Raw genomic sequence first — 23,640 nt, 5'->3', positions numbered from 1 at the left:
CTTTCGTCATGACAAAGGGGGCCCTGGCGGCGGATCGGACACCGCGCCCCTGAGAGCGGCCCCCGAGAACCGGCGATAGATGTAAGGGCCCACCGTCCTCCCCAGCGGTGATCCGTACCCCGCGCGGTTCACCGGGCAGTACGACGAGATGGCTTTATCCCGCCCCTACCGTCGAACAGGAGCAAGCAGAAGGTGGCGGCAGGGGGCCGTCACCGCACACGAGGGGGCGGACCCGTCATGGGGAACACAGAGGTGCGGGTGCGGGGGCTGGCCGCCCGCGCCGGCGGCTGGAGCGCCCGGCACCGCTGGGCGGCCGTCGGCATATGGGTGGTGTTCGTCGTCCTGGCGATGGGCCTCGGCTCGGCGGCGGGCCGGGCCGACGTGAGCGAGAGCGATCAGCTCAAGGGCGAGACGCACACCGCCGCGACGATCATCGATGACGCCGGGATCAAGGAGCCGGCCGGGGAGACGGTCCTCATCCAGTCGGAGGACGGCGCCGTCAAGGCCACCAGCCCGCAGTTCCGCGCGGCCGTCGCCGACGTGGTCGAGGCCGTCGAGGACACCGGCAAGGTGACGGGCGTGACCTCCCCGTACGACACGCACACCGTCTCCCGGGACGGCCGCAGCGCGCTGGTGCAGTTCGACGTGCGCGGTGACGCGGAGACGGCCGCCGACCGGATCGAGCCGGTGCTCAAGGCCGTCGCCGGGGTGCAGAAGGACCACGACGCGCTGCGGATCGAGGAGATCGGCGGCGCCAGCATGCAGAAGCAGTACAAGGACGCCTTCGGTGACGACTTCCAGCAGGCCGAGTACTCGGCGGTGCCGGTGGCCCTCGGCATCCTGCTGATCGCGTTCGGCGCCCTGGTGGCCGCGCTGCTGCCGGTGGCCCTCGCGATCACCGCGATCATGGCGACGATGGGTCTGATGGGCCTGGTCAGCCACCTCCAGCCGATGAGCGACACCGCCAACTCCGTGATGCTGCTGGTCGGTATGGCCGTCGGTGTCGACTACTGCCTGTTCTACCTGCGCCGGGAGAGCGAGGAGCGGGTGGCCGGCCGGGACGCCGGCACCGCCCTGCGGATCGCCGCCGCGACCAGCGGCCGGGCGATCATCGTCTCCGGTGTCACGGTGTGCGTGGCGATGGCGGGCATGCTGTTCACCGGGCTGGCCGAGTTCGAGGCGATGGGCCTGGCCTCGCTGATGGTCGTGGCGGTCGCCATGGTCGGCTCGGTGACCGTGCTGCCCGCGCTGCTGTCGCTGCTCGGCGAGCGGGTCGAGAAGGGGCGGCTCCCGTTCCTGGGCCGCCGCAGGCGCACGGGGAACGGGGACAGCCGGTTCTGGACGGCCGTGCTGCGGGGCGTGCTGGCCAAGCCGCTGGTCTCGGTCGTCGTCGCGGCCGGCGCGCTGCTGGCGGTCGCCGCGCCCGCGCTCGGCATGAAGACCCAGCAGCTCACCCTGGACCAGGAGTTCGGCGACTCGCTGCCGATCGTGCAGACGTACAACCGCATCAACGACGCCTTCCCCGGCGGCAGCGAACCGGCCGAGGTCGTCGTCGAGGCCAAGGACGTCAACGCTCCCGAAGTCCGGCGGGCACTGGCCGACTTCAAACGGCAGGCGGTCACCTCGGGCGCCTCGCGCGGCCCGGTCGACGTCAAGCTGTACGACGACGGGAACGTGGCCCTGGTGTCCGTGCCGCTGGTCGGCGGCTCCGACATGGACCGGGCGACACGGAGCCTGGAGAAGCTGCGCGACGAGGTCCGGCCCGCCACGTTCGGCAAGGTCGACGGCGTGCGGGCACCGGTGACCGGACAGGTCGCGGGCAACAAGGACTTCAACGACCAGCTGATGGGCTCCGTCGTCCCGGTCTTCGTGTTCGTGGTCGTCTTCGCCTTCCTGCTGATGCTGCTGTCGTTCCGGTCGCTGACCGTCGCGGTCACGTCGATCGTGCTCAACCTGCTGTCGGTGGCCGCCGCCTACGGCATCCTCGTCGCCGTCTTCCAGCACGGCTGGGGCGCCTCGCTGGTGGGCGCGGAGGGCGTCGGCGCGATCGTCACCTGGCTGCCGCTGTTCCTCTTCGTGATCCTGTTCGGGCTGTCGATGGACTACCACGTGTTCGTGGTCTCCCGGATCCGCGAGGCCCGGATGCGCGGCCGTACGACGAAGGACGCGATCCGGCACGGCGTGGTCACCACGGCCGGGGTCGTCACCAGCGCCGCGGTCATCATGGTCGCCGTGTTCGCGATCTTCGGCACGCTCTCCATGCAGTCCATGAAGCAGATGGGCGTGGGCCTGGCCGCGGCGGTCCTGATCGACGCCACGGTCATCCGCGGGGTGCTGCTTCCGGCGGTGATGGCGCTGCTCGGCGAGCGCAACTGGTACCTGCCGAAGTGGCTGCACCGCCTGCCGGACCTCACCCACGACGAGACCCCGGAGCCAGTGGCGACGCCGGTGCCCGAGCGGGGCGAGCGGCTGACTGTCTGATTCCGCCCGTTGCCCCAGGGCCCGTCGGTTCCCGCCGGGAACCGACGGGCCCTGTCCGTGCTCTCGTTGTCCGGACCGGTACGCCGCATCACGGGGAGGCACCACATGGACAGGCGGATTCTGCTCAGGGGCGCGCTGGCCGTGCCCGCGGCCGGGCTGCTGACCGCGGCACCCGCACGCGCGGCGGGCGCGGTGGCACCGCCGGCGTTCGACGTGCTCATCGGGGACGTGAACTCCGGGAGGATCCTCCTCTTCGACCGCAACAAGCCGTTCACCGACGCGCACATCAAGTGGCAGCTGGACCCGGCGGGTTCAGGCCATCCCATGGAGCATCGCTTCCGCGACACGAGCGGTGACGGCCAGGTCCTGCTCGCCGTGACCGGCACCCCGGACAGCGGGACGGCGAGCATCTACCGGCGCCGGGACAAGAAGCTGCTGTGGTCCGCGAACGTCCCCAACTACCCCCACGCCATCGAGCGGGCCCCCGGCACCGGCGTGGTGGTGGTCGCCGGCCGCAGCAAGGGTCGGGGCGGCGGCGACGCCAAGGGCGGCAGTCTGCACGTTTTCCGGCCCACCGGAAGCCACAGCGGCTCGCTGGTCCGCGCGGGTGCGCCGATCCCCTTCCACCAGGCGCACGGCCTGCTGTGGGACCCGCGACTGGAGCGGATGTGGGCGGCGGGCGGCTCCGGCTTGAGGGCGTACCGGATCGTGACGACGGCGAGTTCGGCGCGGCTGGTGGAGGACGCCGCCCGCCGGCTCACCGGCTTCCACCACCCGCACGACCTCCAGCCGGACCACCAGCACCCCGGCCGGCTCCTGGTCACCGACACAGGCGGCGTCTACGCGGTCGACACCTCGACGATGCGGCGGACGACCCTGCACACACGCAGGCTGGTGAAGTCGTACGTGCGCCACGCCTCCGGCGAGCAGATGTGGACGGGCGCGGTGGCGGGCGGCAACGCCTTCGGCACGAAGTACGTCCACTTCAACGTGAGCGGGGTCGACCGGGCCCGGCCGGGAGCGATCATCTACAAGGCCCGGCTCGACACCACGGCGTACCTCTGACGGCCGCCTACCTCCGGCGGCGGCCCGGCAGTTCGGCCTCGATGAGGTCGGCCGCCTGCCGGGTGCCGCCCTCCTGGGCCATCTCCGCCTGCACCTCCTTGAGCCGGCGCGCGACCTCCGGGTCGTCCACCAGGGCGAGCGCGGCCTCGCGGAGGCGGTCGGCGGTGGCCTCCTCGGCGGGCAGGTGCCGGGCGACCCCGAGCGCCTGGAGCATGTCGGCGTTGCCGAACTGGTCGACGGCCTGCGGTACGGCGATCATCGGCGTCCCGGTCGCCAGCCCCTCCTGGCTGCCTCCGGCGCCCGCGTGCGTGACGAACAGGTCGGCCTGCCGCAGGATCGCCAACTGCGGCACCCAGTCGCGCACCTCGACCCCGGCCGGTACCTCGCCCAGCTCGGCGCGGGTCACATGCCGGCCGACCTGGAGGACGACATGCCATCCGGGCAGGTCGCCGAAGGCGCGCACGCACTCCCGGTAGAAGGCGGGCTGCTTGGTGAAGGCCGAGCCGAGCGACACCAGGACGACCTTCTCCGCACCGGCGGGCCGCTGCCAGTCGCCCTGGTCGGCACGGTCGCCCTGGCAGGCGCCGACGAAGGTGTAGACGCGCTCGTCCACCCGGTCGGCGTGCGGCTGGAGCGCCTTCGGGATGAGCACGAGGGAGCGCGCGGGGTGGCCGGCGAAGGAGTCCGGGTCCTGGCCGATCCCGTTCTCGGCCAGCCATGCCGCGAACCGGGCGTAGTACGCCCGCCCGCGCTCGGTCTTCCTCGGCTCGGCCCACATCGGCTCGGCGACCTCCTCCTCGTAGCCCTCCCAGGCGACGAGGTTCGGGGAGAGCGAGACCGCCGGAACGCCCCAGCGGTGGGCGAGGACACGGGCCGGGTAGGAGGTGATGTCGTACAGGACGAGGTCGGGGGTGTCGTCGGCGTAGGCCTCGATGAGCTGCGGGAGCGCCTGGATCGCGTCGTCCAGGAACGGTTCCACGTTGTCCAGCAGGGTGGTCCCCCAGGCTTCCGGGTCGGCGTCCGGGCCCGGCAGGGTGGAGGTGTACGGCACGGGCCGGGCCCCGGTGGCGGCCACCTTCTCGGCGAAGGCCGGCGGGATGGCGTAGGTGACCCGGTGCCCCCGGGCGACGAGTTCACGGATCACCTCCAGGCTGGGGTTCACATGGCCGTGGGCGGCGATGGAGAACATGGCGATGTGGGCGGGTGCGGTCATGGCCGGAAGGTTAGGCGAGACGAGACGTCTCGTTCAATCGCATTTCCTGCCCGGCGCGACGGCATGTGCCGGGCCGAGCCTCGTGCAGGCCGGCGGCCACAGTCAGCGCTGGTAGCGGGCCAGCACCGGATTGCCGTCTCTCTCCAGGCGGCGGCGCAGTTCGGCGAGGCCGATGGCGCCGCTGTAGTACTCCTGGTAGGCCGGGGTCGCCACCTTGTCCTTCCACTCCGGATAGCCCCGCACGGACTGGGCGGGCGCCGGGCGCAGCCGGGCCGCGAGGGCGGTGCCGGTGGCCCAGCCGTTCTCGGCGGTGTGCAGCGCCGGGTCCTTCAGTGCCTCGGTGCCGGTGGGCAGCATCCAGTCGCCGAGGGCGAGGCGGACCATGTTCTCCGGCCGCAGCAGGAAGTCGATGAACGCGACCGCCTCCTTCTTGTGCGGGCAGTCGGCGGAGACGGACAGCGTCTGCGGGCTGACGCCCTGGGTGAGCCCGTCGGCGCCCGCCGGCGCGGGCAGCACCTCCCAGCGGAAGCCCTCGGGAGCCTGCTGCGCGATCTGCTGGCGGTAGGAGAAGCCCAGCGGGACCATCGCGTACCGGCCGCCGAAGAAGCCCGGCAGGGTGTCCGAGCCGCCGCTGCCCAGCGTGGAGGCGGGCGCGCTGTGGTCGACGGCGACCTGGTCGTGCACGGTGCGCGGTACGACCTCGTCCCCGGCCGTGAACCGTACGGTGACCTTCCCGTCCGCGCCCCGGTGGAACAGCCGCCCGCCCGCCGACAGGGACAGGTTGAGCGTGGCGGAGACGGGCTCCTTCAGCGGCCAGGCCACGCCGTACCGCCCGGGCCCGCTGAGCCGCTTGGCCGCCTGCCGGAACTCCGCCCAGCTCCACGGGTGTTCCGGTGTCGGTACGCGCACCTCGGCCGCGCGCAGCCGGTCCGCGTTCGCGATCAGGACACGGGGTTCCTGGAGGAACGGCACGCCGTAGACGCCGTCGCCGAAGGCAGTCGTCTCCCAGCTGCTCTCCGGGATGTCGGACTTGAGCCGGGCGGGCAGCAGGCGGGTCAGGTCGGCGAGGTAGCCGCCGTAGGCGAAGTCGGCGAGGTCGTCGGAGGCGTCGTGGACGATGTCGGGGGCCTCACCGCCCTCGAAGGAGGTGAGCAGCTGGTCGTGCACGCTGTCCCAACTGCCCTGGACGTACTCGACCTTGATGTCCGGGTGGGACGCGTTCCACTCCTTCACCAGCTCCTTGTTGGCGGTGACGGACTCCTGCTGCCAGGCCAGGGACTGGAAGCGCAGGGTGATCGGGCCGCCGTCCGTGCGACCGCCCGAGGAGCAGCCCGCGAGGAGCAGCAGGAGCACGACGAGCACCGTGGCGCTTCTGGTCCGCATCAGCTCTTCACCGCCCATCAGCTCTTCACCGCCCCGGCGAGCAGGCCGCCCGTGATCCGCCGCTGGACGAGCGCGAAGACGGCCACGGAGGGAAGGGTGGCGAGGAACGCGGCGGCGGCCAGGGGGCCGAGGTCGGCCACGCCCTCCGCGCCGATGAAGTGGGTGAGGATCACCGGCAGGGTCTGCCTCTGCGGGCTCTTGAGCAGCACCAGCGCGAAGAAGAACTCGTTCCACGCGGTGACGAACGCGAACAGGGCCGTCGCCGCGATACCGGGTGCGAGCAGCGGCGCCGTCACCGACACGAGCGTTCTCAGCCGCCCGGCGCCGTCCACGGCCGCCGCCTCCTCCAGTTCGGCGGGCACCGCCCGGACGTGCCCGGTGAGCATCCACAGCGCGAACGGCAGCGCCCACACCACGTACACCAGCACCAGCCCGGTCAGGGAGTCGATCAGCCGCAGGTTCTTCAGCACCAGGAACAGCGGGATGATCACCAGCACGAAGGGGAACGCCTGACCGACCACCACCCACGCCGTGGCGGCCCGGGTCAGCCGGGAGCGGTGCCGGGCCATGACGTAGGCCATCGGGGTCGCGATCAGCACCGCGACGACGGCCGTGCAGAGCGCCACCACCAGGGAGTTCAGCGCGGCGTGCGCCAGCGGCTGCTCCGCGAACGCCTGCCGGACATTGGCCAGGGTGGGGTGGCGCGGGATCCAGGTGGGGTGCAGGCTGCCCAGCTCACGGGGGGACTTGAGCGCGGTGGACAGCAGCCACAGCAAGGGGAAGGCCAGGAAGAGCAGGTAGCCGAGGAGGGCGGCGTACTGTCCGGCGCGGGCCGCGCGGCGGGTCCTCATGCCTCCTCACCGCCCCGCAGCCGGCCGGCCAGGAACACCGCGAGCAGGACCGCGACCACTGCGACGAGCACGCACCCCATCGCCGCCGCGTAGCCGAACTGGCCGTAACGGAACGCCTCTTCGTAGGCGAAGAGCATCGGCAGCCGGGTCTTTCCGCCGGGTCCGCCGCTCGTGAGCACGTAGACCAGCGCGAAGGCGTTGAGGTTCCAGATGAGGTTGAGCGCGGTGATGGCGAGTGCCACCGGTCTGAGCGCGGGCCAGGTGACGGTGCGGAAGCGGCGCCAGGCGCCCGCGCCGTCGACCGCCGCGGCCTCGTGGAGTTCGCGCGGGACGTTCTGGAGTCCGGCGAGCAGGGCGACCGTGGTCTGCGGCAGGCCCGCCCAGACGCCGACGACGATGACCGCGGGCAGCGCGGTGGCCAGGCCGCTCAGCCAGGCCCGGCCGGTGCCGAGGCCGAGGTCGCGCAGGGTTTCGTTGAGGACGCCGGCGTCCGGGTTGTAGACGAGGCGCCACATGATGCCGACGACGACCTCGGGCATCGCCCAGGGCACGATCGCGAGGGCGCGGGCCAGGCCGCGCAGGCGTAGGTCCTGGTTCAGGAGCAGGGCCAGGCCGAGCGCCAGCAGGAACTGCGGCACGGTCACGCCGGCCGCCCAGACCAGCCCGATCCGGAACGACTCCCAGAAGAGGGTGTCGTGCAGCAGGTCGCGGAAGTTGAGGGCGCCGATCCACCGGGTGGCGGCCGTCCGGCCGGACTGCGCGTCGGTGAAGGCCAGCAGGATGCCGTAGAGCAGCGGGCCGACGCTGAGCAGGAGGATCGGGATGAGGACGGGCAGGACCAGGAACCAGGCGCCGTGATCGGCGGGGCGGCGACCGGCCGGCCGCCGTGCTTCGGCCGGTGGTGTCCGCACTTCGGCCACTGATGTCACGGAATCAGCCCCTTTGCCTGGCCCGGTTGGCGTGTTCATGTTCGTGAAGGCCCGGTACCCCGTCAAGGGACCGCGCACGGCGGCCGGGGCCGTGCCCGGTGGCCGACCTGGGCGAATGCGAGACTGGCCGAGGACCGGACAGACACGGCACGGGAAGACGGCACGGAGGCAGGACGATGGACGAGGCACGCGCGCGGGACGTACTGGCCGCGGCGGGAGTGCTGCCGGACCCGGTCCGGGACGCACGGCTCCTGGCCCTCGGTGAGAACGCGGTGTTCGCGGCCGGCGACCTGGTGGTGAAGGTGGGCCGGGACGCGGAGCTGCTGGGGCGGGCCGAGCGCGAGCTGGCCGTCGCCGGCTGGCTGGCCGCGGCGCACGTGCCGGCGGTTCGGGCGGCCGAGCCGAAGCCGCTGCTGGTGGACGGCCATCCGGTGACCGTGTGGCACCGGCTGCCGGATCCCGTACGGCCGGCCGAGCCGCGGGATCTGGCCGTCCTGCTGCGCGGGGTGCACGCACTGCCCTCTCCTCCCTTCGGATTGCCGCCCCGCGATCTGCTGGGCGGTGTGGAACGCTGGCTGCGGCTCGCGGGCGACGCGATCGACCCTGAGGACGCGGCATTTCTCCGTGCGCGCCGCGACGGCTTCGCCGCGGAGGCGGCGGCGCTGACGCCGCGTCTGACGCCGGGGCCGATCCATGGGGACGCGCTGCCCCGCAATGTGCACGTCGGACCGGACGGGCCGGTCCTGGTCGACCTGGAGACCTTCTCCGCCGATCTGCGCGAGCACGACCTGGTCGTCATGGCCCTCTCCCGCGACCGGTACGGGCTGCCGGCGGAGGCGTACGACTCCTTCACCGAGGCGTACGGGTGGGATGTGCGGGAGTGGGAGGGCTGCGCGGTCCTGCGGGGCGCCCGGGAGACGGCGAGCTGCGCGTGGGTGGCCCAGCACGCGCCGTCCAACCCGAAGGCGCTGGCCGAGTTCCGGCGCCGGGTGGCGTCGCTGCGGGACGGGGACGCGACGGTCCGGTGGTATCCCTTCTGAGGATGCCCGTAGGACGCGGCCGGGCGAGACGGCTGACCGCGCGCCACCCGCCACGACGCGCCCGCGGGCCGGAACGGCTAGGCGGGCTGGCCCTCGGTCAGCTCCCGCAGCGGCCATGCGCCGTCGACCACCGCGTCCGCCTCCCCCTTGCGCCGCAGGAACGCCTGGAAGTCCGCCGCCCACTGCGCGTACCACTCGATCTGGCGGCGGTGCAGTTCCGCCGGGCCCAGCGACGCTATCTTCGGGTGGCGGTCGGCTATCGCGGACGCGAGCCGCGCCGCGGCGAGGGCGTCGGCGGTGGCGTTGTGGGCCGCGTCGAGGACTACGCCGTACTCGGCGCAGACCGCCTCCAGGTTCCGTTTGCCGCGGCGGTAGCGGTCGACCCAGCGGTCGATGGTGTACGGGTCGACGACCGGGGCGGGGTGGGTGCCGCCCAGCCGGTCGGTCAGGGACGGCAGATCGTACCGCCGCAGTTCCGCCGAGAGCAGCGTGAGGTCGAACGCCGCGTTGTAGGCGACGACCGGAACGCCCGTCTTCCAGTACGACACGAGGACGTCGGCGATGGCGTCGGCCACCTGGTCGGCCGGGCGGCCCTCGGCCGTCGCGCGTTCGTTGCTGATGCCGTGCACGGCGACCGCGTCGGCCGGGATCTCCACGCCCGGATCGGCCAGCCATTCCCGGCGCCCCACGGGCTCACCGGCCCTGACCTCGATCACGGCGCCCGTGACGATGCGCGCCTCGCGCGGATCGGTCCCGGTCGTCTCCAGGTCGAAGCCGATCAGCAGCTCCCGGTGCCAGCCCATGGGCGGCCCCCCTTCTTGGTGGTGCTTTCCCCCAGTGGCCTCCACCATCGCACGCGGCACTGACAATCAGACGACAGCGTTCCGCTTCCCGGCCCCAAACCGGCCCGCGACCGCCCCCGCACCCGGCCCCGACCGTTCAGGACACCGGGCGCGAATCCGCCCAAGCCAGCTCGAATTCCTCGCGATAGGTCGGGAAGAGTCCGACTTCGCCCACGTCGTCCGACTTGACCAGCCGGCTGCCGTTGCGCAGCACCAGCACCGGCGACTCCATCCCCCGCGCCCCGCGCAGATAGGACTGCACCACGGCGATGCCGTCGACGCCGTCGCCGTCCACCAGGTAGGCGGTGAAGCGGGGCGTCTCGTCGTACACCTGGATCTCGAACGCGCCCGGGTCGCGCAGCCGGGACCGCACCCGGCGCATGTGCAGGATGTTCATCTCGACCGAGCGGCTCAGTTCGCCCCGTTTCATCCCGAGTTCGCGTTCGCGGCGCTTGACCGAGCTGGAGGCCGGGTTGAGGAAGAGCAGCCGTACCCGGCAGCCGCTCTCGGCGAGCCGGACCAGGCGCCGCCCGGAGAAGTTCTGCACCAGCAGGTTGAGGCCGATGCCGATGGCGTCGAGCCGGCGGGCGCCGCCGAAGATGTCCTCGGCCGGGAACTGGCGCAGCAGCCGCACCCGGTCGGCGTGGACGGCGACGACGTCGGCGTACCGGTCGCCGACCAGGTCCTCGACCGCGTCGACGGGCAGCCGGCGCGCCGAGGGGACGTCACCGCCGGCGCCGAGCATCTCCAGCAGCCGGGCGGAGGCCCGCTCGGCCTGGCTGAGGACCGCCTCGGACAGGGCCCGGTTGCGGGAGACGACGTTGCGGGTGACCTCCAGCTCGTCCAGGGCGAGTTCGAGGTCCCGGCGCTCGTCGAAGTACGGCTCGAAGCACGGCCAGTGCTGCACCACCAGCTCGCGCAGCTGGGGCAGGGTGAGGAAACTGAGCACGTTGTCGTCGGCCGGGTCGAGCAGGTAGCCCTTGCGACGGCTGACTTCGCGGACGGCGACCGCGCGCTGCACCCACTCCTGCCCGGCCGGGCCGGCCGCCGCCACCACCCACTCGTCGCCGTGGACGGGTTCGTAGATGGGCCGCAGCACGGCCGCCACGACCGCGCGCAGCCGCTGTTCGACGAGGTTCAGCCAGATGTAGGCCCGGCCGGCCCGCTGGGCGCGGGTGCGCACCTCGCGCCAGGCGTCGGCGTCCCAGTCCAGCTCCGGACCGATGGAACCCGCGTCCATCGGCCGGGCCAGGGACACCGCGCCGGGCGGGACGTCTGTGGAGTTCCCCTCGTGACCCTCGTCACCAGGAGGCAGCTCCAGCCCTCCCGAGCCCACCCGTGCACCGCCTTCCGCTCCCCCGGGCCTTTCCCGTCTCAACGATCAAGGAAGGGTACTCCGCGAGCGGTCGGCGGTGCAGCCGGATGAGCAGGTCGGTTTCCCGACCGCCGTGCTCAACTACGCCATTCCCAGTGTCCGTTCTGCCATGCCAGCTCCTTGGGCGTGAGCGGATTCATAGCCGTGACGTCCCGCGGGGCGATGGAGAAGCCCTGCCAGTGCACCGGCATGGGCTGCTGGTCCTCGTCCCGGGCGATGTGGTGGAAACCGACGTTCACCCAGACCACGGGGTGTGTGAGGGTCTGGCCGCCCACCCACTTGTCGACGGACTTCGGGTGGCCGCTCGCGCACGTCGGGTTGTTGCTGGCGAACAGCTCGCACTTGTCGTACTCGGTGACGTACATGTCGTGCCTGGTGAAGCTGCGGCCCGGGTACTTGGTGGTCGGCCCGGGGACCAGCTCGTACGAACGCGCGTGGCCGTCCTTGTTCTTGCCGGTGGCGCTGACCACCCGCCACCAGCGGTAGGTCCGGTAGTCGCCGGCGAGTTCCTTGCCGACCTTGGTGCGGGTGGTCCTGGCGGTCGGGCCCTCCCGCCCGGCGGGGGCGCTGACGGTGGAGTCGTACTGCTCGACCTTCGTCTTCGACGAGCCGTCGAGGCCGAAGTCGAGCCGCCAGAAGACGTTGTGGCTGTGGCTGGTGGAGTAGTCCCGGGCGCCCTTGCCGATGGGCCAGCCGCGTCCGTCCTGGGCGTTGTAGTCGTCGAAGGAGAGGCTGCCGGTCGCACCGACGTTCATGTTGATCGTGCCGTCATCCTGGAAGCGCCACTCGGTGATGTACTCGTACCAGCCGACCTGGTTGACCGTGTAGACCAGCAGGTCCTTGCCCTGCTGCTGGTAGGTCTTGCCCGACTGGAAGAGGTCGTGCATCCGGTAGGCGTGGCCGCGCGAACGGGTGGTCGTGCACAGGCCCTTGACGTTCGGGTGGCCCGGGTCGCCGTCCGGGACCTTGACGGTCTTGATGGTGCCGCCGGGGCACTCGCCGGGCGACAGCTCCATCAGCTCCTGGGCGAAGTCCTGGCCCGTCAGGTCGTAGTACTCGTGCTTCCCGTCGTCGTACGGGACGTGGATCTGGCCGAGTCGGGCGCTGTTGAGGACCTTGATCGGCTTGGCCTCGCCCTTGGGCTGGTAGGAGATGTTCTCCAGGACGAGGCCGGCCTTGCTGTCGTAGCGCCAGCACATCCGCCAGGTCGTGCCGGTGGTGAGCTTCTGTTCGATCGTGTAGGCGGTACTGCATCCGGGGGCCGCCGCGGCGGGCGCGGTCTGCGGCCGGGCCGCGGCCGGACCGGCGAGCGTCGTCGCGCCGGCGGCCAGCGCGGCCAGGGACACTCCGACGGCCGCGGCCTTGCGGGCGGCGCGGCCTCGGCCTCGCGGCCGGACCACACCGGACAGGTGCTTCTCGGGCATGAAGAGGTGACTCCCTTACCGGAGGTACGGGTGTGAAGGTCGGGCGGCGGCCGGTCAGCCGCGGTCGAGGGCGGCGGCCTTGCGGGCGCTCAGGTCGATCACGAGGTCCCTGGTGTCGATCCACGGTCCGTTGCGGACCTTGGAGAACAGCCGCACGCACCGGTGGACGCCGCACTTGTCGAGCACCGCGGGCTGGGCGCCCGGCGAGGCCTCGTAGATCCCGCCGCTCAGCTCCAGTTGGTCCGGCGAGGTGAGTCCCTTGCCGGTGGCGTCCTTGTAGTCCGCCTTGAGGCCCGCGCCCAGCGGGTCGGCGATCAGGATCCGGGCCGCCTCGGCGTTCTCGGCGCGGCTCGGCGGCGGCTGGACGCCGCGCTGGGTGCCGGTCTGCTCGACCTTCCCGGTCTTCAGGTTGACGGTCCTGGTGACGAGTGTGTCGTTCGCGTAGTCGTAGAAGGTCACGTCGGCGCGCCGTGGCGCGTCCGGGTCGTCCGCCTCGGCGGCCTCCGGCTCGGCGAGGTCGACGCTCAGCCGCTGCGGTCCGCGGTCGCCGTCGACGTCCCGGGCCGTGGCCGAAAGCCGTCCCGCGGCGGCGATCTTCTCGACCCGCCCCAGTTCGTCGTCGGTGAGCGGGTCACGGCCCGTGCCCTGCTTCCCCTCGGCCGGTGCCCGCTCCACGACACCGGGCGGTGCGGCGTCCGGGTCCTGTCCGGCCTGCCGCGCGGCCCGTGTGCCGCCGACGGCCCCTCCGGAGTCGTCCGCTCCCGCCGTGCCCGGCAAGGTGACCGCGACCATCGCGGCGGTCCCCGCCGCCGCGAGGGCCGCACCGGTCAGTACTTTGCCCAGATGGCGGTGGACTGTCTCACGCACATTCTCCCCCTACTCCCCCTACTCCCCCTGGTCCCCGGGAGTACGTATCTGCCCCGCTGGTTCGGCGCACGGCGGGTACCAGAACCGCCGTGCGCACTGGTCACTGGATAAGAGGGCGGACGGGCCACGGGAGGTTGCCTCACTTTCGGACGATACTCGGGGCCAAGGCGGCCCCCGGCGGACGGCACACCTGGGAGAGTCGTATCCATGCAGGTCTGGCCTGGAGAGGCGTATCCGCTCGGCGCCACCTATGACGGCGCCGGAACCAACTTCGCGGTCTTCACGGAGGCCGCGGACCGAGTAGAGCTGTGTCTGCTACACGACGACGGCTCGGAGACGGCGGTGGAACTGCGCGAGAGCGACGCGTTCGTGCGGCACGCGTACGTGCCGGGCGTGATGCCGGGACAGCGGTACGGGTTCCGGGTGCACGGCCCGTACGACCCCGGACGCGGGCTGCGCTGCAACTCCGCGAAACTGCTGCTCGACCCGTACGCGAAGGCGGTCAGCGGGTCGGTCCGGTGGGGCGAGGAGGTGTACGGCTACCACTTCGGCGCGCCCGAGAGGCGCAACGACCTGGACTCGGCGCCGCACACCATGACCTCGGTGGTGATCAACCCCTACTTCGACTGGGGTGACGACCGCCCGCCGCGCACCGAGTACCACCACACGGTGATCTACGAGGCCCACGTCAAGGGCCTGACCATGCGTCACGCCGGGCTGCCGGAGGAGCTGCGCGGCACCTACGCGGCCCTCGCCCACCCGGCGATCATCGAACACCTGACCAAGCTGGGGGTGACCGCGCTCGAACTGATGCCCGTGCACCAGTTCGTGAACGACCACCGGCTGGTCGACATGGGCTTGAACAACTACTGGGGCTACAACACCATCGGCTTCTTCGCCCCGCACAACGCGTACGCCTCCTGGGGCGACCGCGGCCAGCAGGTGCTGGAGTTCAAGTCGGCGGTCCGGGCGCTGCACGAGGCCGGGATCGAGGTCATCCTGGACGTGGTCTACAACCACACCGCCGAGGGCAACCACCTGGGTCCGACGCTGTCCTTCAAGGGCATCGACAACCCGTCGTACTACCGGCTGGCGGAGGACCCGCGCTACTACACGGACACCACGGGCACCGGGAACTCGCTGCTCATGCGGTCCCCGCACGTGCTTCAGCTGATCATGGACTCGCTGCGGTACTGGGTCACCGACATGCACGTCGACGGCTTCCGCTTCGACCTCGCGGCGACCCTCGCCCGGCAGTTCCACGAGGTGGACCGGCTGTCGTCGTTCTTCGATCTGGTGCAGCAGGACCCGGTGGTCTCCCAGGTGAAGCTGATCGCCGAGCCGTGGGACGTGGGCGAGGGCGGCTACCAGGTGGGCAACTTCCCGCCGCTGTGGACCGAGTGGAACGGCAAGTACCGGGACACGGTCCGGGACCTGTGGCGGGGCGAGCCGCGCACGCTCGCCGAGTTCGCCTCCCGGCTGACCGGCTCCTCCGACCTCTACCAGGACGACGGCCGCCGCCCGCTGGCCTCCATCAACTTCGTCACCTGCCACGACGGTTTCACGCTGCACGACCTCGTCTCGTACAACGAGAAGCACAACACCGCCAACGGGGAGGAGAACCGCGACGGCGAGGGCCACAACCGGTCGTGGAACTGCGGCGCGGAGGGCGAGACCGACGACCCGGAGGTGCTGCGGCTGCGCGCGCGGCAGATGCGGAACTTCATCGCCACGCTCATGCTGTCCCAGGGCGTGCCGATGATCAGCCACGGTGACGAGTTCGCGCGCACCCAGGGCGGCAACAACAACGCCTACTGCCAGGACAACGAGCTGTCCTGGGTGGACTGGCCGGAGTCCCTGGAGAGCGACCTGCTGGAGTTCACGCGCGCGATGGTGTGGCTGCGCCGCGACCATCCCGTCCTGCGCCGGCGCCGCTTCTTCCACGGCCGTCCGGTGGAGGGCACCCACGACGAGCTGTCCGACATCGCCTGGTTCACCCCCGAGGGCGGCGAGATGACGCAACGGGACTGGAACTCGGCGCAGGCGTCCGCGCTGACCGTGTTCCTGAACGGCAACGCCATCTCCGAGCCCGGCCCACGCGGCGAGCGCATCACCGACGACTCCTTCCTGCTGATGTTCAACGCCTCCCCCGAGCCGCTGGACTTCCTGGTGCCGGCCGACCACGGCCGCCAGTGGCAGGTGGTCGTCGACACGGCCCGCCCGGAAGGGGTTCCGCCGGGAGCGGGCGGGAAGGTGGCGGCGGGCGACCGCATCACCTTGCCGGACCGCAGCCTGACGGTGCTGCAACGGCCGACGTAGGGAGCCGGGCCGTACGGTTCGCGCGCGTGCGGGAGTCGTTTCCGCAGGCGCGCGGGGCGTCTCGTACGCGCGCGTGGGGGAGGTCTCGTTACTCGCGCACGCGCGCGTGGAGGCTGTCACGTACGCGCGCGCGTGTTGACGTACCCGCGCGAGCGAGGGCCGTCTCGTACGCGCGCGTGTCGGGTGCGTGGGACGCACGCGCGCGTGGACGGGCGCGAGGGGTGTTTCGCGTGGGCGGCCGGTGACGGCGCCCGGGTGAGGACCTGTCCCCCGGCCGTGGCGGCCCCAGGTGGGCCGGACGGGTGCCGGCAGCCCCGTGGGCGCGTCGCGGGGAGCGCGGCCCCCTGGCCGACTGCGAGCGCGCCACCGGTCGGCAATCGTGCGGGCGACGAGCGGCGACTCCGGCGAAGCGGACGGTCGCCGTCGGCAGCCCGGCCCAGGTGGGGCGCGCACGGCGGCGGCAGCGGTCCCGTCGGACCGGCCATCCGGCGGTGGGCGTCCCACGGCCGCGCCACCCCCGCTTCGCGTCGCCCCCAGCGCCCGGAACCGGACACGCGCGCGTGATCCGGGCAGAGGTCGATGACACGAAAGACGGCGAGCGGGGTACGTAGCTTCCCATGACTTCTGCGCGACCCGGACCGGGGGTGCCCACGGCCACCTACCGGATGCAGCTCCAGCCCGCGTTCCCGTTCGCCGCCGCCGAAGCGGCCGTACCGTACCTGGCGTCGCTCGGCGTCTCGCACCTGCACCTGTCCCCCGTCCTGGAGGCCGTCCCGGGCTCCGCGCACGGGTACGACGTCGTGGACCACACGCGTGTGCGCGCGGAGCTGGGTGGCGAGGAGGGGTTGCGCGCGCTGGCGCGCACGGCGCACGAGCACGGTCTCGGCCTGGTGGTGGACATCGTGCCGAACCACATGGCGCTGGCCCCCCGGCACAACCCCGCCCTGTGGGAGGTGCTGCGCGAGGGACCCGACTCGCCCTACGCGCGCTGGTTCGACATCGACTGGGAGGCGCAGGGCGGCCGGGTGCTGCTGCCGGTGCTCGGCGGCCCGGTCGGCTCCGAGTCGGCGCACCTCGTGGTCGACGGTGATGTGCTGCGCTACCACAATCACGCCTTCCCGCTCCGCCCCGGCACCGAGCACCTGCCGCTGCCCCGGCTGCTGGACGCCCAGTGGTACCGCCCGGTGTGGTGGCGGCTGGCCCGCACGGAGCTGAACTACCGGCGGTTCTTCAGCATCTCGGAGCTGATCGGGGTGCGGGTGGAGGACCCGGAGGTCTTCGACGCCACCCACGGCACGATCCTGCGGCTGCTGGCGGAGGGCGTGTTCGACGGGCTGCGGATCGACCATCCCGACGGGCTCGCCGACCCCGACGGCTACCTCGCGCGGCTGCACGAGGCGACCGGCGGGCGCTGGACGGTCGTGGAGAAGATCCTGGCCGACGGCGAGCACCTGCCGGCCTCCTGGCCCGTCGCGGGCACCACGGGCTACGACGCCCTGCGGCACGTCGACGGCCTGTTCACGGACCGCACCGGGGCGTACGAACTGCTGGGCCGCTACCGGGCCTTCGCGGCCCCGCAGACGGACCGCGGCGGCAACTGGGAGGCCACGGTCCGGCGGGCCGCGTACAAGGTGCTCACGCACGAGCTGGCCACCGAGACGGACCGGCTCACCCGGGTGGCGGCCCGGCTGTGCGCCGCCTCGCCCGACCTCTCGCTGCGCGACCGCGCGCCCTGGGCCCTGCGGACGGCCGTGGAGGAGCTGCTGGTCCGGATGCGGGTCTACCGGCCGTACGCCTCCGGTGACGCGTCCGCCGTGATCACCGAGGGGGCCGCCGAGGAGGCCCGGCTGGCCTTCGTGGTGCCCGAGGAGGCCGAGGCCGTCGGCGTCGTGCGCCGGCTGCTGGTCGAGCCGCCCGGTGACCCGTCGGCGCCGGACCACGCCGACCGGGTGGAGTTCCGCACCCGGTTCGCGCAGACCGCCTCGGCACTGCGCGCCAAGTCGGTGGAGGACACGGCGTTCTACCGCTATGTGCCGCTGCTGTCGGCGACCGAGGTGGGCGGCGACCCGGGCAGCCCGGGGGTGTCGCCGGAGGAGTTCCACGCGTACTGCGCGCGCGTGCAGCGCGATTGGCCGCTCACCGGCACGGCCGTCTCCACGCACGACACCAAGCGCAGCGCTGACGTGCGCGCCGCGCTGGCCGTGCTCACGGAGTGCCCGGACCGCTGGGCGGAACTGCTCGCCGAGGTGACCCTGCCTGAGGAGGGCGTGCCGGACGGACAGCTGGCCTGGGCGGCCTGGCAGACGGTGTTCGGGCTGGGGCCGGCCGAGGAGGAGCGGGTCCAGCAGGCGCTGCTGAAGCATGTGCGCGAGGCGGGCATGTACACCAGCTGGACGGAACAGGAACCGCCGTACGAGGAGGCGGTGGCGTCCTTCGTCGCCGCCGGGCCGTGCGGGCCGCCCGGCGAGCGCGTGGCGGCGTTCCGGAAGGTGGTGGAGCCGCACGTGCGGGCGAATGTCCTCGGCACCGCGCTGGTCCATCTGACGATGCCGGGGGTACCGGACGTGTACCAGGGCACGGAGGGCGAGTACCGGGCGCTGGTGGACCCGGACAACCGGCGGCCGGTGGCGTTCCCGCCGGAGGCGCCCGGCGAGAAGGAGGCGCTGACGGCGGCGGCACTGCGGCTGCGCGCCCGGCGCCCGGAGGCCTTCGGCGCGGACGCGTCGTACGAGCCGCTGACGGCCGAGGGCCCGGTGGCCGACCACTGCCTGGCGTTCGCCCGCTCCGGATCGGTGGTCACGGTGGTGACCCGGCTGTCCCTGCGGCTCGGGGAGGCGGGCGGCTGGCAGGACACCCGTCTCCCGCTCCCGCCGGGCCGCTGGGCGGACGTCCTCGCTCCGGGCCGGGAGTTCACCGGCCAGGCACCCGTGGCGGAGCTCCTGGACCGACTGCCGGTGGCACTGCTGGAACGGGTGGCGGAGGACTGAGGGCACCGGGGCCGGGGCCAACGGGGTCGAGGGGGCGTACGGCCGCTCGGCGGCCGTTGGCCCCCCGGATGGCCCCGCGGCAGGCGGTTGCTCCCCGGATGGCCGCGCGGCAGGCGGTCGCACGACACGCGGCTGCCCGGCCGGCGGACGCGCGGCACCCGGGCCACAGCCACAGGCCCAACGGTGCCGCCCCGCTGGCGAGCGCACGACACGCCGTTGCCGAGCCATCGGCCACGCCGTACACGGACCACAGCCCCGGGCCCACCGTGCCGCGCGGCAGGCGGTCGCACGACACGCGGCTGCCCGGCCGGCGGACGCGCGGCACCCGGGCCGCGGTCGCCCGGTACACCGCTGTCCGCTGGGCGGCTTCCCGCACGCCGTCACGCCGCGGGCGGCGCACAGTCCTCGTGCGGGCCGTGGGGGCCCGGGGACGGCCAGGCCGCGCGCAGGAGGTCCACGAAGGCCGCGGCGGCGCCCGTGGGCGGCACGCGCGCGTAGACGGTCAGGGAACGCTTCCAGGGCGGGTCGGGGGTGAGGACCACGCAGTCCTCGCCGACGGCACCCCGCACGATGTGGGCGGGCGCGGCGCACACCCCGACGCCGGCGGCGGCCATGCGGACGGCCGTCGAGGTGTGCTCGGTCCACACGGCGGTCCGGGGCCGGAACCCGGCGCTCGCGCAGGCCCGGTCGAGGAAGCGTTCGCCGTGCACGACGGGTTCCATGGCGCAGCGGATCCAGGCGTGGTCGGCGAGTTCCGGGAGCGTGACCGTCGTACGCCCCGCGAGCCGGTCGTCGAAGGGCACGACGAGGACGACCTCCTCCTCGCCGACGGGCACGACGGTGCCGGGCCGCCCGGACGGCTCGGGACCGACGGCGAGGTCGGCGGTGCCCCGCTGCACCGCCTCCTCCAGGGCGTCGGCGGTGGCGTACTCGTGCAGGCGCAGCAGGACCCGGGGGTGAGCCGCGCGCCAGCGGGCGAAGACGTCGGGCAGGGTGCCGACCGCGATGGAGTGCAGGGCCGCGACATGCAGTTCGCCGCCCTCGGCGCCGACGGTGGCGCGGGCCGCGCGGCGGGCCTGGGCCGCGCTGCGGACGGCGAGTTCGGCGTGCGGCAGGAAGGCACGGCCCATCGGGGTGAGGCGCACGCCCCGGGGCAGGCGCTCCAGCAGGGCGCCGCCGACCGACTTCTCCAGTGCCTTGATCTGGTGCGAGAGCGCGGGCTGGGTGACGTGCAGGGTGTCCGCCGCGCGCGTGAACGACGCCTCCTGGACGACCGTCACGAAGTACTCCATCTGGCGCAGGCTCACGTCCCCGGACCCCTCCCCGTCCTCCCATGAAGATCGTGCATGGAGTCCACAAGAACATTGCCTTGGACTCATGACAAGGGAGGGACGGAGGGTGAATGCCATGACCATCGACACAGGCATCAATACATCCGACGTGATCGTCATCGGCGGCGGCACCGGTGGCTACAGCACCGCCCTGCGCGCGGCCGGCCTGGGACTGGACGTCACCCTCGTCGAACGCGACAAGGTCGGCGGAACGTGCCTGCACCGGGGTTGCATCCCCAGCAAGGCGATGCTGCACGCCGCCGAACTGGTCGACGGGATCGCCGAGGCCCGCGAGCGCTGGGGCGTGAAGGCGACCGTGGACTCCGTCGACTGGGGTGCGCTGGTGGCCACGCGCGACGACATCGTGGCGCGCAACCACAAGGGGGTCGAGGCGCATCTCGCGCACGCGGGCGTGCGGGTGGTGCGGGGCAGCGCACGGTTGACCGGGGCACGCACGGTACGGGTGGAGAGCGCGGGTACCGAGAGTGCGCCGGGCGTGCAGGACCTCACCGCGCGCCGTGCGCTGGTCCTCGCGACCGGCTCCCGGCCGCGCACGCTCCCGGGGCTCGATCCGGACGGACTGCGCGTGGTGACGAGCGACGACGCCCTGTTCGCGCCGGGGCTCCCCGCGTCGGTCCTGGTGCTGGGCGGGGGCGCGATCGGGGCGGAGTACGCCTCCTTCCACCGGTCCATGGGCGCCGAGGTCACCTTGGTGGAGGCCGCCGACCGGATCGTGCCGCTGGAGGACGCCGACGTCAGCCGGCATCTGACGCGCGGCCTGAAGAAGCGCGGGATCGATGTGCAGGCGGGCGCGCGGCTGCTGGACGCGGAGCTGCTGGAGAACGGCGTACGCGCGCGCGTGCGCACCGCGCGGGGAGAGACCCGGACGGTGACGGCGGCGCGGCTGCTGGTGGCCGTCGGCCGGGCTCCGGTCACCGAGGGCCTGGGCCTGGACGCGGCCGGGCTGACGACGGACGAGCGGGGGTTCGTCGTACCGGAGGACTGGGGCCGGCTGGAGACGGCCGTGCCGGGCGTCCACGTCGTCGGCGACCTGCTGCCGCCGCCCTCGCTCGGCCTCGCCCACGCCTCGTTCGCGGAAGGCCTGCTGGTGGCCGAGACCGTGGCCGGGCTGGAGTCGCCGCCGGTCGACTACGCGGCCGTGCCCCGGGTGACGTACTCCTCGCCGCAGACCGCCTCGGTGGGGCTGAGCGAGGCCGAGGCACGCGCGCGTGGGCAGGAGGTCGACGTCGACACGATGCCGCTGACCGCCGTCGCCAAGGGGATGGTGCACGGCCAGGGCGGCATGGTGAAGGTCGTGGCGGAGGCCGGCGGCGGGCAGGTGCTCGGCGTCCACCTCGTCGGCCCGAACGTGTCGGAGATGATCGCCGAGAGCCAGCTGATCGTGGGCTGGGACGCCGAACCCTCGGACGTGGCCCGGCATGTGCACGCGCACCCCACCCTGTCGGAGGCGGTGGGCGAGGTGTTCCTGACGCTCGCGGGACGCGGCCTGCACCAGCAGTGAGCCCACGGCACGCGTGGGCCCGGACGGGGGCGGGCCCCCGCGTCCGGGCGCCCCCGGGAGCCTCCCCCGCCGGATGCTTGACAGTTCACCCTTCGCGTGGGGGACTGGGAGGTGCGAAGCCGGGCGGACAAGTCGGGGGTGAGTCCTCTGCCGGAGCTGCGCTATCCCAGCGTTCCCGAACTGGTCGCCGCCGCTCAGGCGCTGGCGGCTCGGGAACCCGGGCTGTGCGCGCTGCGTGAGGTGGGCGTCTCGCGCGCGGGAAGACCCCTGCACCTGCTGTCGGTGGGACACGCCCGCCGTGCGGTGCTCGTGGTGGCGGGCGCGCACGCCAACGAGCCGACGGGCGGCTCCACCCTGCGGGTGCTCGCCGAAAGGGTGCTGGCGGAACGCGAGTTGCGGGCGGACACCTCCTGGCACTTCCTGCTGTGCGCGGACCCCGACGGCGCGAGTCTGCACGTCACCCCGGCGCCGCGCAGCCTGCTCGACTACCACCTCGGCTTCTACCGGCCGACGGGCGCGGAGCAGCCGGAGTGGTCGCCGTCGGTGCTGCCGCCGGACCGGCTGCCGCCCGAGACACGGACGCTGACCGGGGTCATAGACGAACTGCGCCCGTACCTCCAGGTGACCTTGCACGGCACCGATCTGGGCGGCAGCTGGGTGCAGTTGACCAAGGACGTGCCGGGCCTCGCCGAGCCGTTCGCCAAGTCCGCGGCGGAACTGAACATCCCGGTGGAGACGGGGGCCTCGGACGCGGCGGGCTGGCCCGCCTCCGGTCCCGGTGTGCATGTGATGCCCGGCCCGGAGACGGGCGTGGCCTACCCGAGCCTGCCGGACGACGCCCGGCACAGCACCTGGTACCACGCGCACCGGTACGGCGGTCTGACGGCCGTGGTGGAGGTGCCGATGTGGGCGAGCGACCTGGTGGACGACCCGGCGCCGCACCCGGCACCGGCGGCGGCCATGCGGCGCCTGGCCACGCGGCTGCTGCGGGACTCCCGGGAGGTCGAGCGGATCCTCGCCGAGGCACTGCCCCGGCTGGAGGGCGTGGACGGGCCGCTGCTGCGGGCCGCGCAGTGGGCCCTGGAGCTGATCCCGGGCCTCGCTCAGGACTGGACCCACACGTCTCCGGCGGGCACGACGATGGCGTACGTCGGCAGTGTCGACGCGTTCGGACGGCGGCTGCCGCTGCGGGCCGCGGCGATGCTGCTGCGGGTGCTGCGGGAGGCGGACGACCGGGCGGCGCCGCGTCTGGAACAGCTAGTCGCCACCTGGTGCGACGCCTTCGCGGAACGGTTCCGGGCCCGCTGGGTGCCGTTGGAGCACCAGGTGGAGCACCAGTCCCGGACGGTCCTGGTGGCGGCACAGCAGGCCCGCGACCAGGCGGCGTGAGCAGGCGCGCGGAGCAGGCGCGCGAAACCCGGCGCACTGATCGGAGGGGCGTGAGCCGGGTGCCGCCCACGCCACCCCAAGCGCCGTCTCACGCCACCCCAGGCGCCGTCTCACGCCACCCCGGCGCGTCGGCCCGCCCCACCCGCTCATCGCCCCGCCCGTCAGCCGTCCAGGGCGAACACGGACCCCGTCCGCGCCCGCATCACACAGGCGCTGGTGTACGTCTCCTGGAAGTCGACCGACCGCCCGTCCCACCGCCCGCGCGCGTGGACCGTCACCGGGGCGAAGATCATCGGACAGAAGACCTGCTTGGCCGGGATGCGGTCGATGGCACCGCCGGCGGCGGTCAGTTCCGCGCAGGCCTCGGACGCGCGCGCGTGTCCCTGGGGCGGCTCGCACAGCAGCAGCGTGCCGCGGGTGTCGCTGGACCGGGCGTCGCCCTTGGTGACCGTGAGGTAGAGCCAGTTGCCCGAAAACCCGTCACGGGAGGCCGCCTGGGCCGGACCCGCGGTGAGGAGGCCGGCCGCGGTCAGCAGGGCGCCGGCCGCCGCTGCCGCTCTGGTGATGTACGTCATGCCCCGTTGCATCGGCACGGCGGCCCGTCTTCCGCAGTGCGGCTCAC

16 protein-coding genes and 1 pseudogene are annotated in these 23,640 nt (G+C 73.0%); 7 read left to right on the top strand and 10 right to left on the bottom strand.

Going from position 1 to position 23,640, the window contains the following annotated elements; translation table 11 throughout:
• Positions 1 to 237: 237 nt before the first annotated feature.
• Both IE294_RS01630 and IE294_RS01625 read left to right on the top strand, forming a co-directional pair.
• Positions 238 to 2,481, top strand: coding sequence for an MMPL family transporter (locus IE294_RS01630; protein ID WP_189881470.1), 2,244 nt, complete (start codon positions 238 to 240; stop codon positions 2,479 to 2,481).
• 105 nt (positions 2,482 to 2,586) lie between these two features.
• On the top strand, positions 2,587 to 3,546 hold the full coding sequence (locus IE294_RS01625; protein WP_189881469.1) for a hypothetical protein: 960 nt from the start codon (positions 2,587 to 2,589) through the stop codon (positions 3,544 to 3,546).
• A gap of 7 nt (positions 3,547 to 3,553) precedes the next feature.
• Here the strand turns inward: IE294_RS01625 and mgt are convergent.
• The 4 genes and pseudogenes from mgt to IE294_RS01605 all read right to left on the bottom strand — a co-directional run bounded on the left by mgt (position 3,554) and on the right by IE294_RS01605 (position 7,922).
• A pseudogene (mgt, locus tag IE294_RS01620) lies at positions 3,554 to 4,802 on the bottom strand (macrolide-inactivating glycosyltransferase).
• Positions 4,803 to 4,861: 59 nt separating this feature from the next.
• A complete protein-coding gene (locus tag IE294_RS01615) occupies positions 4,862 to 6,142 on the bottom strand; it encodes an ABC transporter substrate-binding protein (protein ID WP_229916978.1) in 1,281 nt (426 codons plus the stop codon).
• A 17-nt stretch (positions 6,143 to 6,159) separates the two neighbouring features.
• A complete protein-coding gene (locus tag IE294_RS01610; protein ID WP_189881461.1) occupies positions 6,160 to 6,993 on the bottom strand; it encodes a carbohydrate ABC transporter permease in 834 nt (277 codons plus the stop codon).
• Entirely contained in the window at positions 6,990 to 7,922 is a 933-nt protein-coding gene (locus IE294_RS01605) for a carbohydrate ABC transporter permease (RefSeq protein ID WP_373315771.1), read from the bottom strand. Before IE294_RS01605 ends, IE294_RS01610 begins: the two co-directional genes overlap by 4 nt.
• Positions 7,923 to 8,098: 176 nt before the next feature.
• On the opposite strand from IE294_RS01605, the gene IE294_RS01600 reads away from it, so the two are divergent.
• Positions 8,099 to 8,962 carry a phosphotransferase enzyme family protein gene (locus IE294_RS01600; protein ID WP_189881459.1) on the top strand — a complete coding sequence of 288 codons (864 nt, stop codon included), beginning with the start codon at positions 8,099 to 8,101 and terminating at the stop codon, positions 8,960 to 8,962.
• Positions 8,963 to 9,039: 77 nt separating this feature from the next.
• Here IE294_RS01600 and IE294_RS01595 read toward each other — a convergent pair whose 3' ends face one another.
• From IE294_RS01595 to IE294_RS01580, 4 genes are all read right to left on the bottom strand, one after another.
• On the bottom strand, positions 9,040 to 9,765 hold the full coding sequence (locus tag IE294_RS01595) for a 3'-5' exonuclease (RefSeq protein ID WP_189881457.1): 726 nt from the start codon (positions 9,763 to 9,765) through the stop codon (positions 9,040 to 9,042).
• Positions 9,766 to 9,901: 136 nt separating this feature from the next.
• A complete protein-coding gene (locus IE294_RS01590) occupies positions 9,902 to 11,140 on the bottom strand; it encodes a DUF5919 domain-containing protein (protein ID WP_189881455.1) in 1,239 nt (412 codons plus the stop codon).
• Positions 11,141 to 11,256: 116 nt separating this feature from the next.
• The gene (locus IE294_RS01585; protein ID WP_189881454.1) at positions 11,257 to 12,603 is read right to left on the bottom strand and encodes a copper amine oxidase; all 1,347 of its coding nucleotides are present in this window, start codon (positions 12,601 to 12,603) and stop codon (positions 11,257 to 11,259) included.
• A gap of 54 nt (positions 12,604 to 12,657) precedes the next feature.
• Positions 12,658 to 13,470 (bottom strand): Tat pathway signal sequence domain protein, encoded by an 813-nt coding sequence (locus IE294_RS01580; RefSeq protein WP_189881452.1) that lies wholly within the window; start codon positions 13,468 to 13,470, stop codon positions 12,658 to 12,660.
• A gap of 207 nt (positions 13,471 to 13,677) precedes the next feature.
• Here IE294_RS01580 and glgX point away from each other — a divergent pair, with 207 nt between their 5' ends.
• Positions 13,678 to 15,789: a glycogen debranching protein GlgX gene (gene glgX, locus IE294_RS01575; RefSeq protein ID WP_189881450.1), complete on the top strand. Its 2,112-nt coding sequence runs from the start codon at positions 13,678 to 13,680 to the stop codon at positions 15,787 to 15,789.
• 617 nt (positions 15,790 to 16,406) lie between these two features.
• The gene (treY, locus tag IE294_RS01570; protein WP_189881448.1) at positions 16,407 to 18,776 is read left to right on the top strand and encodes a malto-oligosyltrehalose synthase; all 2,370 of its coding nucleotides are present in this window, start codon (positions 16,407 to 16,409) and stop codon (positions 18,774 to 18,776) included.
• 380 nt (positions 18,777 to 19,156) lie between these two features.
• Here the strand turns inward: treY and IE294_RS01565 are convergent, their stop codons facing one another.
• Positions 19,157 to 20,083 carry a LysR family transcriptional regulator gene (locus IE294_RS01565; RefSeq protein WP_189881446.1) on the bottom strand — a complete coding sequence of 309 codons (927 nt, stop codon included), beginning with the start codon at positions 20,081 to 20,083 and terminating at the stop codon, positions 19,157 to 19,159.
• 100 nt (positions 20,084 to 20,183) lie between these two features.
• Between IE294_RS01565 and lpdA the strand changes: the two genes are divergently transcribed.
• Together lpdA and IE294_RS01555 are read left to right on the top strand one after the other, a co-directional pair.
• Positions 20,184 to 21,629 carry a dihydrolipoyl dehydrogenase gene (gene lpdA, locus IE294_RS01560; protein ID WP_189881444.1) on the top strand — a complete coding sequence of 482 codons (1,446 nt, stop codon included), beginning with the start codon at positions 20,184 to 20,186 and terminating at the stop codon, positions 21,627 to 21,629.
• A 138-nt stretch (positions 21,630 to 21,767) separates the two neighbouring features.
• Positions 21,768 to 23,018 (top strand): M14 family zinc carboxypeptidase, encoded by a 1,251-nt coding sequence (locus IE294_RS01555; RefSeq protein WP_189881442.1) that lies wholly within the window; start codon positions 21,768 to 21,770, stop codon positions 23,016 to 23,018.
• Positions 23,019 to 23,179: 161 nt separating this feature from the next.
• Here IE294_RS01555 and IE294_RS01550 read toward each other — a convergent pair whose 3' ends face one another.
• Positions 23,180 to 23,593 carry an SSI family serine proteinase inhibitor gene (locus IE294_RS01550; RefSeq protein ID WP_189881440.1) on the bottom strand — a complete coding sequence of 138 codons (414 nt, stop codon included), beginning with the start codon at positions 23,591 to 23,593 and terminating at the stop codon, positions 23,180 to 23,182.
• Between the last annotated feature and the right edge of the window lie 47 nt (positions 23,594 to 23,640).

Origin of the sequence: Streptomyces canarius (genome assembly GCF_014650735.1) — a bacterium.
In the GTDB taxonomy this organism is placed as follows: Bacteria; Actinomycetota; Actinomycetes; order Streptomycetales; family Streptomycetaceae; genus Streptomyces; species Streptomyces olivaceoviridis.
Note: the sequence above shows the minus strand (reverse complement) of the source record. Positions and strands in the feature narration are given on the sequence as shown.